Genomic DNA, 13,029 nt, shown 5'->3' with positions numbered 1-13,029 from the left:
AGCTCATGGTTAAATTCTAAACATCATGATTATTAATTCAACTAATTTATAACCAAAAGTTTTAATTAAAACTTTTCAGCTATAAATACTATGTGAACAGCCATCATTTGAAATATTAATCGTATCGATAACATAATGACGGTGGATAATTTTACTGCTTTAACAAAAAAGCCGCACGTAAACGCGCGGCTTTAATTTACAAAACAATCAGTTATACAGTGGCATCACTGATCAGATTGTGTTTGTTTAACAAACGGTACATCGTTGCACGCGATACACCTAGCTCTTTAGCAGCCATCGAGACTTGGCCTGAATGAGATTCTAACACCAGCAATAATGCATCCCGCTCACTGCGCTCACGGATACTCTTCAGGCTGCGTTTGCCATCACTCCGTTTAGGCAAATCGAGGTGCTGATCGTCAAGCATTACCGTATCAGACATCAACACAACACGTTTGATCTGGTTCATCAGTTCACGAACATTACCTGGCCAATGGTAACGAGTTAAAGCGCGTGCTGCATCTTCAGTAAAGCTGCGTGCTTGCGCGTTGTACTCTTTTGAGTATTCCTGCAGGAAGTGACGGGCCAAAATAGCGATGTCTCCTGCTCGCTCTTTCAAGCTCGGAACATTAATACGCAGCACATTGATATAGTGGTAAAGCTCTTCATTGAAGTCACCATCAATGAGGGCTTTTTCGATATCCGCTGAGTTAGCAGCAAGAATACGAACATCCACCTCTTGGCGACCATTCACCGTATCAACGGTGCCTTCTTGTAAAAAGCGAAGCAAATTGACCTGCTGAGACTTAGGAAGCGTCAAAATATCATTGAGTAGGATGGTGCCACCGTCTGCTTTTTCTAGAATAGAGGGTTCCGCTGGATCTTCACGGTTGATACCAAACAGATCACTTTCAATACGACGCTCTGACATCGCACGACAGTTCACAGAGATAAACTCTTTGTTCACTCGAGAAGACGTTTTGTGAACCGCGCGAGCCACCGTCTCCTTCCCAGTACCACTCTCGCCGTAAATAAGAATACTGACGTCCGTTGGACCAATTCGTTTAATTTGGTCTCTCAATCGCTTCATTGGAATCGAGTCACCGATGAGCCCCATATCACTGTTGTTGCCGTAATGTGGCCATACTTTCTTCTCTAATTTGAGCATTCCCAATTGGTGGCCAATTGTGCTTAGCAACTGCGCATCAGGAATCGGAGCGGTAAAGAAGTCGATACAGAAGTTAACGATAAACTGGCAAATCGTATCGGAGCTCAGTTGGGATTCACGGATAAATGCTAACCAACGAACCTGTTTGTGATTGCTTACAAGGTTGGCAATACCATTGAGACTAAATTCATCATGACTGAGGTCTACGATACCAATACACGGCCCTGTTTCAGCGAACAACGCATCTGCCTTACGCAAGTCTGCGCATTGTGTACATCTCCAACCAACTTGTTCTAATACTGAAAGCCATGGTTCGTAGGTACCTCCAACGACAATAAGAGACCCAGGAACGGAATCCATTCGGAACTGACTACCCATACGGCTTAATCCTTATTATTGATAACACCAATGCAGTGCCATAGAAGGCACATCAATTTAGATGGTTACATTATAGAGACTCAGGCAGAGAATCTGTCTCACTAATAAGACTATAGGTTGGTTAGCGTTTTTTCCACCCGTTGTGGGAGTGATTTCAAAGAATATATTCGTGTTACATGGGAAAACGACATCTATTTATATCAACACCAGTACGATATAAATGAATCAGACTTTGCTTTTATTTAGCTCTAAACGATTAATAAGAGGTCATTTTTTCATTTTTCGCTGAATCCGCAACACCATGAACCGTCTTATTTTGGAGACAAGATAATAAAAAAGTCACCCGAAGGTGACTTTTCTTGGTAAACGTTTTGCTTACATTACGCTTGTGGACGCATCGCTGGGAATAGGATTACGTCACGGATTGTGTGCGTGTTTGTGAACAACATCGCTAGACGGTCGATACCGATACCTTGACCCGCTGTTGGCGGTAGGCCGTGCTCTAGTGCAGTGATGTAATCTGCATCGTAGTACATTGCTTCATCATCACCTGCGTCTTTCGCGTCAACCTGCGCTTTAAAGCGAGCATCTTGGTCTTCTGCATCGTTAAGCTCTGAGAAGCCGTTTGCTACTTCACGACCACCGATAAAGAACTCGAAGCGATCAGTGAAGAACGGGTTGTCATCGCTACGACGTGCTAGTGGAGAAATATCCGCTGGGTAGCCAGTGATGAACGTTGGTTGGATTAGCTGAGGTTCAGCTGTCTCACCAAAGATCTCTTCAAGAAGCTGACCACATGTCCAGAAAGACTCTACTTCAACGTGCACAGACTTCGCAATCGCAACCATCTTTTCACGGTCAGTTAGATCCGCTTCTGTTAGTGCTTGGATTTCAGCGTGGTCTGGGTTGTAGTGTTTGATCGCTTCAAACATGCTCATGCGAGCGTACTTACCACCAAACTCAACCGTCTCTTCACCGTAAGGCATAGACGTTGAACCTAGAACGTCCATAGCAACCGTGCTTAGCATCTCTTCAGTCAGATCCATTAGGTCTTTGTAGTCAGCGTATGCTTGGTAGAATTCCATCATGGTGAATTCTGGGTTGTGACGTGGAGAAAGACCTTCGTTACGGAAGTTACGGTTGATCTCGAATACACGGTCAAAACCACCCACGACTAGACGCTTCAGGTAAAGCTCTGGTGCAACACGTAGGTACATGTCGATGTCTAGTGCATTGTGGTGAGTGATGAATGGACGAGCCGTTGCACCACCTGGGATCACGTGCATCATTGGCGTTTCAACTTCTAGGTAGCCTTTTGAGCTCATGAAGTTACGGATAGCCGATACAAGCTTAGAACGGATGATAAACGCTTGACGAGAGTCTTCGTTGACGATTAGGTCAACGTAACGCTGACGGTAACGCATTTCTTGGTCAGTCAGACCGTGGAACTTCTCTGGAAGTGGACGAAGTGCTTTCGTTAGCAGCTCGTAAGACTCCATGTTCACGTAAAGGTCGCCCTTACCTGACTTGTGAAGCGCACCTTTCACACCGATGATGTCACCGATATCTAGGCCTTGGTATTTCTCTTTCAGCTCTTTTTGCACATCTTTTGCTGCGTATGCTTGGATACGGCCAGATGTTTCTTGGATCGCTAGGAATGGACCACGTTTCGCCATTACACGACCAGCGATTGCTACTACGTGGTTTAGCTCTTCAAGCTCTTCTTTAGTCTTATCACCGAACTCCGCTTGCAAGTCACCTGCTAGGTGCTCACGACGGAAATCATTTGGGTGGCCATTTGCTTTGCACGACTGGCGGATATGGTCCAGCTTAGCGCGACGCTCAGCAATCAGCTTATTCTCTTCTTGTGTGTTTTCGTTTTGAACAGCATCAGTCATTTTCGATGTATCCTGTTTCTTAAGTGTCGGTGAAAAGCTTAAAGGCCTGACTTCAGGCTAGCTTCAATAAATTTGTCTAAGTCGCCGTCAAGAACCGCTTGAGTATTGCGGTTTTCAACGCCTGTACGTAGATCTTTGATGCGAGAGTCATCAAGTACGTAAGAGCGGATTTGGCTACCCCAACCGATGTCAGATTTTGCATCTTCATTGGCTTGCTTCTCTGCATTCTGCTTTTGAATCTCTAATTCAAACAGTTTTGCACGAAGCTGCTTCATCGCTTGGTCTTTGTTCTTATGCTGAGAACGATCATTCTGACATTGCACCACAGTATTTGTTGGTACGTGGGTAATACGTACCGCCGACTCCGTGGTGTTAACGTGCTGACCACCCGCACCTGATGCACGGTACACGTCAATGCGTAGGTCAGAAGGGTTAATGTCGATGTCGATGTTGTCATCAATCTCTGGGTAGATAAACGCAGAAGCAAACGAAGTATGACGACGACCGCTCGAGTCAAATGGCGATTTACGAACCAGACGGTGAACACCAGTCTCAGTGCGTAGCCAACCGTAAGCGTATTCGCCAGAAATCTTAACCGTTGCGCCTTTAAGACCTGCCACTTCACCTTCTGATACTTCGATAACCTCGGTCTTAAAGCCTTTCGCTTCAGCCCAACGAAGGTACATACGTAGCATCATTGAAGTCCAGTCTTGCGCTTCCGTACCACCTGAACCTGACTGCAAATCGATGTAGCAGTCTGATGCATCGTGGTCGCCTGAGAACATACGGCGGAATTCAAGCTTCTCTAGCTTCGCTTCTAGCTCTGCCAGTTCCGGTTCGATTTCGTCAAACGTTTCTTGATCTTCTTCTTCAACGGCAAGCTCTAAAAGACCATCAACGTCTTCAACACCTTGCTCAAGTTGATCAATGGTTTCAACAACCGCTTCGAGTGCAGAACGCTCTTTACCCAAAGCTTGTGCTCGCTCTGGTTCGTTCCACACATCCGGCTGTTCCAGTTCTGCGTTGACTTCTTCTAGACGCTCTTGCTTAGCGTCATAGTCAAAGATACCCCCTCAGGACATTGGTGCGCTCAGACACGTCCTTTAGGCGGTTTTTAATAGGATTGATTTCAAACATGTTTGCTCAACATTTATGAGTAGAATTTAACCGAAGAATTGTACTCAAAAGTGTGACGAAGATACAGGAATTTTTTATCAGCGAATAAAAATCCGATGCAATAAAAAATCCCCCGCTACGCCTTACGTAACAGGGGATCTTTGATTCAAATTTATTGCGTGATTATGCGGTTTCTTCCGCTAATTCGACTTGCTCAGATTTACCGATGAACAACATGCAAACCATCGCAGCAACAGTCGGCATTAGCCACCCCATGCCCACCTCAAAGAGAGGCAGCATGCTTAGTGCAGAAACATCAACACCCGCGACTTTTGCCGCATCAATCAGCGCGAACATCAAAGAGACAAGAATAACCACACGGTACGCCACTTTCGGGTTTGGTAGCTTTTTGCGAATAAACGTCAATGCAACCAGTGCAATCGCGACAGGGTAAAGAGCGAACAGAACTGGCACAGAAAGTGAAATAAGCTGCGACAAACCAACATTTGCCACCGTGGCACACGCAACACCAATAATGACAACCCACGCTTTGTAAGCAATTGGAGTGATCGAGCTGAAGTAGTCAGAACACGCAGAAATGATACCGATCGCCGTTGTTAAACACGCAAGAAGAACGATCACTGACAGTACAATTTGGCCATATGGACCAAACAGAGACTGCACATACATGCTAAGAATGGCACCACCGTTATCAGCACCTACAGCAACAGCAGCACTGGTCGCACCAAGGTAGAACAGTGAAACGTAAACAAATGCCAAGCCCGCAGCGGCAACAAGTGCTGCGCTGATCAGATATTTGGCTGTCGCACTTTGGTCTTGGACGCCTTTTTTACGAAGGGCATCAACGATAAGACCACCAAACATCAAAGACGCGAAGGTATCCATGGTGTTGTAACCTTCAAGGAAACCTTTTTGCAGTGGGTGCGTTAGGTATTCACCTTGCGCGGCAATCATCTCACCTTGAGGATCGATGAATACAGCAGCAGCAAGAATAATCAAACCGATGAAAAGGACTGGCGTTAGTACCTTACCGATAACGTCAATCAACTTACCTTGAGACCATGCGAAAGACATCGCTACTACAAAGAACAAGATTGAGAAAATCGTTAAGTGTAGCTGAGCTGCGTCAGCAAAAAACGGCTTAATCGCCATTTCATAGGCTACAAGACCAGTACGAGGTGCTGCAAATGCAGGGCCGATGATAATGAAGATCAGTACAGCGATGGTCATCGCAGCGCGCTTCGGTAAATCTTTTGTCAGGTGATCCCAAGAGCCACCAGCGACAGCGATAGCAACGATAGTAATAAGAGGTAGACCTACTGCTGTCAAAAGGAAACCAGTCATGGCTGGAATTAAGTTTTCACCAGCTAATTGACCGGCGAGTGGTGGAAAGATGATGTTACCTGCACCTAAAAAGAATGCGAAAAGCATAAAGCCAACCGCAATAATGTCTGATATTTTTAAAGTCTGCTTCACAGCTAACCCTTACATTTCTATTAATATGATGTTGTGTTTGTTGAAAGGTCGAATATGCCTTTCAATCGATAAATTAAGGCGCGCATAATGACGAAATACTCATCTATCCGCAACCGAAAGGCCAAAAACACCATATAAATTTATAACAACAGCAAATTTGCAGCACATATCACTATATTAAAAAACTAACGCAGCAAGATTAACCAATCATTTTCAAAAACAATCAGAACACAAATAGAACAAAAAACCAAACAAACCATTAACAACAGATCAAATAACTCAAAAACAACACCAATACCGACAAACATAAAATTTCATGAAAAAGACAAAAAGCTTTGAGTTTAAGCAGTTCAAAATCACCGGCGGCCTCTCTGGCATGCCAGTCAGTACCGATGGCGTTTTGCTTGGCGCCTGGGCTAACCTCAGCCAGGTAGATTTCTTACTCGATATAGGTACAGGAACGGGGTTACTGGCATTAATGTGCGCGCAGAGAAAACCCACTCTAACCATCGATGCGATTGATATCGACCAGAACGCATGTGACGCAGCGATAAGTAATTTTTCCAACTCCCCTTGGCAAGACAGGCTCACGCTTCATCAAGGTGACATACTAAACGCAGAGTTTAGCCATCGCTTTGATGCCATCATTTGCAACCCGCCTTACTTCAATAGCGGAGAAAAGGCACAAGACACTAGCCGAGCAATCGCTCGCCACACCGACACACTCAATCACTCTTCGTTACTTACTCGCTGTTGGGAACGACTCACAGCTCAAGGCAAAGCCAGCTTTGTCCTCCCTGCCACTGAAGGAGAAGCCTTTATCTCACTTGCCATCGATCAAGGTTGGCATGTGCAGCGCTTGTGCCGAGTCAAAACTACAGAAATGAAAGCAGTAAGCAGGCTTTTGATTCAAATAGGAAAAGAGCCTATAGGTTGTGAAACATCCGAACTCACGATTCGTACCGCAGATGGCTACAGTGACGCGTTTATCCAACTAACAAAGGCGTTTTATCTAAAGATGTAGAAAATAAGGTGTGATCCTTGTCACCGAACACTCTATAATACGACCCCTTAAATTTAATGCTCACATCAACTCGCTTGTGGAGACCTTATAGTGATCAGAAATTTCGCTGAATTGGAGCTAGACCCTAACCTACTCCTCGCCATTGAAGAAATGGGTTATGACCGCCCAACACAAATTCAGGCTGAAGCCATTCCGCAAGCGTTAGATGGCCGAGATATCTTGGCTTCAGCCCCGACTGGTACGGGTAAAACAGCCGCTTTTGTTTTGCCTGCGCTGCAATATTTACAAGACTTTCCTCGTCGTAAACCGGGGCCTGCTCGTATTCTGATCCTGACTCCGACACGTGAGTTAGCAATGCAGGTCGCAGACCAAGCTCGCGCACTGGCTAAGCATACTAAGCTGAATATCTTCACCATTACCGGCGGTGTTCAGTACCAAGAGCACGCGGACATCTTAGGTAAAACCCAAGATATCGTAGTAGCGACACCAGGACGCTTGATGGAGTACATCAATGCAGAGCGCTTTGACTGTCGTGCGATTGAATGGCTGGTCCTTGATGAAGCGGATCGCATGCTAGATATGGGCTTTGGCCCAACAGTGGATCGTTTGTCTAACGAGTGTCGTTGGCGTAAACAAACACTATTGTTCTCGGCAACACTGGAAGGTAAAGGCGTTGAAGGCTTCACTGCAGATCTACTTAAAAATCCAGCAGATATTGATGCGGAACCATCTCGTCGTGAGCGCAAAAAAATCGCCCAGTGGTACCATCGTGCTGACGATATGAACCACAAACTTGAGCTGCTGAAGAAGATCATCACTGATCAAGCTGAGCGTTCAATCGTGTTCTTAAAAACTCGTGAGCGTCTTGGCGAGCTGCGTACTGAACTCGAAAAAGCGCAAATCCCTTGTGCATGGATTCAAGGTGAAATGCCACAAGATCGTCGTAACAATGCCATCGCGCGTTTTCGAGACGGTACGGTGAATGTACTACTGGCAACCGACGTTGCGGCTCGTGGTATCGATCTTCCTGATGTAAGCCATGTCATTAACTATGACATGCCACGCAGTGCGGATGTGTACCTACACCGTATTGGTCGTACTGCTCGTGCAGGTAAGAAAGGTAATGCAGTATCTCTTGTTGAAGCGCACGACCAACCAATGCTAGATCGCGTTGCTCGCTACGTAAAAGAAGACATCAAAGAGCGCTTTATCAAAGAGATGCGTCCTAAACACAAAAAGCCTGTGTTTAAGAAGAAGAAAAAAGACGACAAAAAGAAAACAGCCGCGAAAGGTAAGAAGAAAGTCGCTAAGAAGAAAAAGTAACGTCTTGATTCAATAATACTGCAAGGGTTGATGTGAAAGCATCAACCCTTTTTTATGCGCAGAACAATTGGTTTACAGAGCGCGTTGAAAGATTCCTTGCTCAATCCTTCGTCGCTCCATGGAATGACACACAAAAAAATACCGCCTTGATAAAGCGGTATCTTTTAAGCTTAGATTTTCAATATGATTCTAAGTAGTTGGGGTTAGAACAAGGCAACAAGCAAATTCAGCCCCATGAGCATAGTCCACTATGTGATTGGGGTGAATTTGCGAAGTTAACGCAGTTATCACCCCAAATACGACGAAGATTAATGTTCGCGAGTCGCGCGGAACTCCACTTCTGGGAAACGCTCTTTTGCCAGATTTAGATTTACCATCGTTGGCGCAATGTACGTCAGATTATCACCACCATCCAATGCTAGGTTGGTTTGGTTCTTACGCTGGAACTCATCCAGTTTTTTACCATCAGAGCACTCAACCCAACGAGCCGTTGCTACGTTAACACTCTCGTAGATGGCTTCTACGTTGTATTCGGCTTTAAGGCGCGCAACAACCACATCAAACTGCAGCACACCCACAGCGCCAACAATCAAATCATTGTTTTGTAGTGGACGGAACACCTGTACAGCGCCCTCTTCAGAAAGCTGAACTAGGCCTTTAAGCAATTGTTTCTGCTTCAGTGGGTCACGCAAGCGAATACGACGGAACAATTCAGGTGCAAAGTTAGGAATACCTGAGAATTTCAGAGATTCACCTTGAGTGAAGGTATCACCGATTTGGATCGTACCGTGGTTGTGAAGACCAATGATGTCGCCCGCATACGCATTTTCAGCTCGCGAACGATCGCCAGCCATAAAGGTAACCGCATCTGAAATGTTGATTTGCTTACCGATGCGCACATGGTTCATCTTCATGCCTTGCTTATAAGTACCCGACACAATACGCATGAAAGCAATGCGGTCGCGGTGCTTCGGATCCATGTTAGCTTGGATCTTAAATACGAATCCTGAGAAGTTTTCTTCAGTCGCTTCAACAGAGCGTTCATTCGCTTCACGTGTTTGAGGTGCAGGAGCCCACTTGGTTAGACCGTCTAGCATGTGGTCAACACCGAAGTTACCTAGTGCCGTACCGAAGTAAACCGGGGTCAACTCACCTTTCAGGAACAGCTCCAAATCAAATTCAGGACATGCACCCATTACCAGCTCAAGTTCCTCACGAACGCTATCAGCAAGATCAGCGCCTACTGCTTCATCAAGCTCTGGGTTATCCAACCCTTTAATTGTGCGTACTTCTTGAATTTCATGACCATGACCAGATTCATACAGGATCGTTTCATCACGGTGGATATGGTAGACACCCTTGAACTCTTTACCACAACCGATTGGCCAAGAGATGGGGGCACACATCATACCCAATTCGCTTTCAACTTCATCAAGCACTTCCATTGGGTCACGTACATCACGGTCCAATTTGTTCATGAAGGTGACGATTGGCGTGTCACGCAGACGTGTCACTTCCATCAACTTGCGCGTACGATCCTCGACACCTTTCGCCGCGTCAATCACCATCAAGCAAGAGTCAACAGCCGTCAGAGTACGGTAGGTATCTTCCGAAAAGTCTTCGTGTCCAGGAGTATCAAGTAGATTGACCAGACAATCGTTGTATGGAAACTGCATGACCGACGTCGTTACCGAAATACCACGCTCTTTTTCCATTTCCATCCAGTCTGACTTAGCGTGTTGAGCAGAGCCACGACCTTTTACCGTACCAGCAGTTTGAATAGCGCGTCCGAAAAGTAGTACTTTTTCAGTAATGGTGGTTTTACCCGCATCTGGGTGCGAGATAATGGCGAACGTTTTGCGCTTAGAAACTTCACCAAGAAAAGCTGTATTTGACATCAAAAGATCTTCTTTTGTCTGGTTACCAGAAGCCTAAAAATCAGTTACTCTGACTGTTCCGGCCGTTAGATTCAATTTTGCGCGGTATTCTCTCTCATATTCTCTTGAGGGGCAACTTCAAGGACGAAAATGGCTCAATATCAGAGTCATTGAAGGGACAAATTAAAATATCAATAAATATAGGCTATAACTAAAGGAGTAGAGGGAACTTGATACGACTATGCCGAAAAGCCAAAAGATAAATTCATTAGCCTTCAGACAAGCCAAAACCGTCTTTCTAGTTTCTGTGCTGCTAGGAATCTGTTTCAGCTTCTATCATATTTTGGTGGATCTTCATCAGGAGCAAAAGCGCATCGAAGAACACTATCAGTTCAAGCTGTTGCAAAACTACTCCAACGCCAGTCAAGCTGCGTATCATTTAAATCAATTACTTGCAGAACAAGTCGCGTCCAGTTTAATGATGGATAATGCCATCTACCGAGTGGAGATCATTGATGATTTCGGTGATGTTCTAACGCGCAAGGAAAATAGCGTATCCCTGCAAGGAGGCTTTACAGAAGCCCTCTCCAACTACTTGACGCCAACCACGCCGGTCTACACCACTGAGCTACACCAGCCCAATTCACATGTCGTGGTGGGCACGCTGGCCTTTTCAGTCAACGGCGCCAATATCGCCAAAGAGTTTATTTCCAAAACCAGTAAAATTTTACTGTTTGATTTATTCAGGAACATACTTCTTACGTCTATTTTGCTGTTCTTTTTCTATCAAAAACTGTCTAAGCCTTTGGTCACGCTTATTGACTGGGTGCGTTCACTGCAGAACAACAAAAGCGACATTCCACCACCGACGCTGTATCGAGATGACGAACTTGGCCATCTTGCAAAAACCTTTCACAGCCTTTGGAAAGACAGAGAAGCCGCTGAAGTTAAGTTGAACCAGCTTGCCTACTACGATTCATTAACTGGGCTCGCCAATCGCAGTTTGCTACTCCAGTTATTGGGAAAAGCAATTGATGACTCCAACGTTAAAAGTGAAACTGGTGCACTCTTCTACCTCGACTTGGATCGCTTCAAAACCATTAATGACTCACTCGGCCACACCATTGGCGATCACTTACTAAAAGCGATTTCGATGAGGATTGAGGCGTGGTTAAAAGACGATTACACCGCCGCACGCATTGGTGGTGATGAATTCGCGATCTTATTACCCAACACAAATGCTGAAAAAGCGCATGAACTGGCGCAGCAACTTTTAGCATTGATATCGAACCCCTATTCCATTGACGATCATCAGCTCTATTGCTCCATGAGCGTCGGCATTGCACTGTTCCCTTCTGTGGGTAACACCAACATTGATGTATTGCGCCAAGCGGATACTGCGCTGTACAGAGCCAAGGTGAGCGGTCGCAATAAATACACCTTCTATGAGCCTGAAATGCAGGCTCAAGTTGAGTCCTTCCTTGAAATAGAAAAAGGGCTACATGAAGCACTGAACAAAGGTCACCTTGAACTTTACTACCAGCCTCAAGTAAACAGTGAGCATCAAATCATTGGCGTAGAAGCGCTCATTCGCTGGAACCACCCAGAAAAAGGGTTGTTGCCACCTGGGGTGTTTATGCCTATCGCAGAGGAAACAGGACAGATTCTTCAGATCGGCAATTGGATTATCGAGAAGGCGTGTTATCAATATGCCACTTGGCAAAAAGAAGGCGTACTGCCGGAGACCTTCCGCCGTTTAGCCATCAACATTAGTCCTTTGCAGTTCTCTCAGGACTCGTTTGTCGAACACATCCATGACGCTTTGACACAAGCCAACATCAGTGGCGATCAAATCGAGCTAGAAATTACAGAAAATCTACTGCTAGAAAATGTAGAAAGTGCCATCCAAAAGATGGTGAAGTTAAAAGAGTACAATTTGAAGACATCGATCGATGACTTCGGTACAGGTTACTCTTCGCTTAAATACCTCAAACATCTGGCTGTCGATGTGTTGAAGATCGACCGCTCGTTTGTCACCCAACTGCACCTCGATGAAAGTGACCAAGCCATTGTTGATACTATTATCATGACCGCGAAACGACTTAACTTGGAGGTCATTGCCGAGGGCGTAGAGGACTGCAATGAGCTCAATACCCTCAAAGAGTTAGGCTGCGATCAGTTCCAAGGTTACTTATTCGACAAACCTCTGCCAGCGAGTGAGCTCACTGAGCGCTTTGCGAGAAATTACTACGCGATAGAAGACGGTTCGCCCATCAAAGCGATCCAAAAGTAGCCCATCTTAAAAGAAGATGTAACTCATAATGAGTGCATCTTCTTTTCCTTTGTCTGTTGGATAATAGTTGAGTCGTCTATCTACCTCATTAAATCCGACGGCGTCATATAGGTTAAAGGCGCGCGCATTGCTTTCTCGAACTTCAAGCCAAATGCTCTCAGCACCACCTTCTTGGCATATCGAGATTAGATGTTCAATAAGCGCTTTGCCGTACCCTTTCCCCTGCAAACTGGGATCGACAGCAATATTGAGTAGAGTCACTTCTCCAACAATATTCTGTGCATAAAAATAGCCAACAAGTTTATCACCATCGAACATCACATGATGGCAAGCTCCTCGACTATCAATATCGCGGATTAAAGTTTCCGACCAAGGGTGAGTGTGAGCCAAGCATTCGATACGATAGACATCGCCTAAGTGTTCAGGCGCAAGTGGAATACAGTGTAAAGTCATAA

Annotated in this window: 9 protein-coding genes; 3 read left to right on the top strand and 6 right to left on the bottom strand. The window is 45.4% G+C overall.

What is annotated here, in order from left to right; translation table 11 throughout:
• Nucleotides 1-211: 211 nt before the first annotated feature.
• The 4 genes from vpsR to brnQ form a co-directional block, all read right to left on the bottom strand.
• Nucleotides 212-1,546 carry a cyclic-di-GMP-binding transcriptional regulator VpsR gene (gene vpsR / locus RJ47_RS19670; RefSeq protein WP_038137515.1) on the bottom strand — a complete coding sequence of 445 codons (1,335 nt, stop codon included), beginning with the start codon at nucleotides 1,544-1,546 and terminating at the stop codon, nucleotides 212-214.
• A 380-nt stretch (nucleotides 1,547-1,926) separates the two neighbouring features.
• A complete protein-coding gene (lysS, locus tag RJ47_RS19665) occupies nucleotides 1,927-3,444 on the bottom strand; it encodes a lysine--tRNA ligase (protein ID WP_038214642.1) in 1,518 nt (505 codons plus the stop codon).
• Nucleotides 3,445-3,482: 38 nt separating this feature from the next.
• A protein-coding gene (gene prfB / locus RJ47_RS19660; protein WP_126575070.1) for a peptide chain release factor 2 occupies nucleotides 3,483-4,581 on the bottom strand; the annotation gives its coding sequence in 2 pieces (ribosomal slippage) (nucleotides 3,483-4,505 and nucleotides 4,507-4,581; 1,098 coding nt in all).
• A 162-nt stretch (nucleotides 4,582-4,743) separates the two neighbouring features.
• Nucleotides 4,744-6,057: a branched-chain amino acid transport system II carrier protein gene (brnQ, locus tag RJ47_RS19655; RefSeq protein ID WP_038137519.1), complete on the bottom strand. Its 1,314-nt coding sequence runs from the start codon at nucleotides 6,055-6,057 to the stop codon at nucleotides 4,744-4,746.
• A 316-nt stretch (nucleotides 6,058-6,373) separates the two neighbouring features.
• On the opposite strand from brnQ, the gene RJ47_RS19650 reads away from it, so the two are divergent.
• Together RJ47_RS19650 and srmB are read left to right on the top strand one after the other, a co-directional pair.
• Nucleotides 6,374-7,081 (top strand): tRNA1(Val) (adenine(37)-N6)-methyltransferase, encoded by a 708-nt coding sequence (locus RJ47_RS19650; protein WP_039486367.1) that lies wholly within the window; start codon nucleotides 6,374-6,376, stop codon nucleotides 7,079-7,081.
• Nucleotides 7,082-7,171: 90 nt separating this feature from the next.
• Nucleotides 7,172-8,404 (top strand): ATP-dependent RNA helicase SrmB, encoded by a 1,233-nt coding sequence (srmB, locus tag RJ47_RS19645; protein WP_039486366.1) that lies wholly within the window; start codon nucleotides 7,172-7,174, stop codon nucleotides 8,402-8,404.
• A 308-nt stretch (nucleotides 8,405-8,712) separates the two neighbouring features.
• Here the strand turns inward: srmB and prfC are convergent, their stop codons facing one another.
• Nucleotides 8,713-10,302 carry a peptide chain release factor 3 gene (prfC, locus tag RJ47_RS19640; RefSeq protein WP_039486362.1) on the bottom strand — a complete coding sequence of 530 codons (1,590 nt, stop codon included), beginning with the start codon at nucleotides 10,300-10,302 and terminating at the stop codon, nucleotides 8,713-8,715.
• A gap of 220 nt (nucleotides 10,303-10,522) precedes the next feature.
• Here prfC and RJ47_RS19635 point away from each other — a divergent pair, with 220 nt between their 5' ends.
• A complete protein-coding gene (locus tag RJ47_RS19635; RefSeq protein ID WP_039486360.1) occupies nucleotides 10,523-12,574 on the top strand; it encodes a putative bifunctional diguanylate cyclase/phosphodiesterase in 2,052 nt (683 codons plus the stop codon).
• A 6-nt stretch (nucleotides 12,575-12,580) separates the two neighbouring features.
• On the opposite strand, the gene rimI is transcribed toward RJ47_RS19635, so the two are convergent.
• On the bottom strand, nucleotides 12,581-13,027 hold the full coding sequence (gene rimI, locus RJ47_RS19630) for a ribosomal protein S18-alanine N-acetyltransferase (RefSeq protein ID WP_039486358.1): 447 nt from the start codon (nucleotides 13,025-13,027) through the stop codon (nucleotides 12,581-12,583).
• Nucleotides 13,028-13,029 lie beyond the last annotated feature (2 nt).

It is taken from the genome of Vibrio sinaloensis, from assembly GCF_000808535.1.
Taxonomy (GTDB): domain Bacteria; phylum Pseudomonadota; class Gammaproteobacteria; order Enterobacterales; family Vibrionaceae; genus Vibrio; species Vibrio sinaloensis_D.
This window is presented reverse-complemented; position numbering and strand designations above follow the sequence as displayed.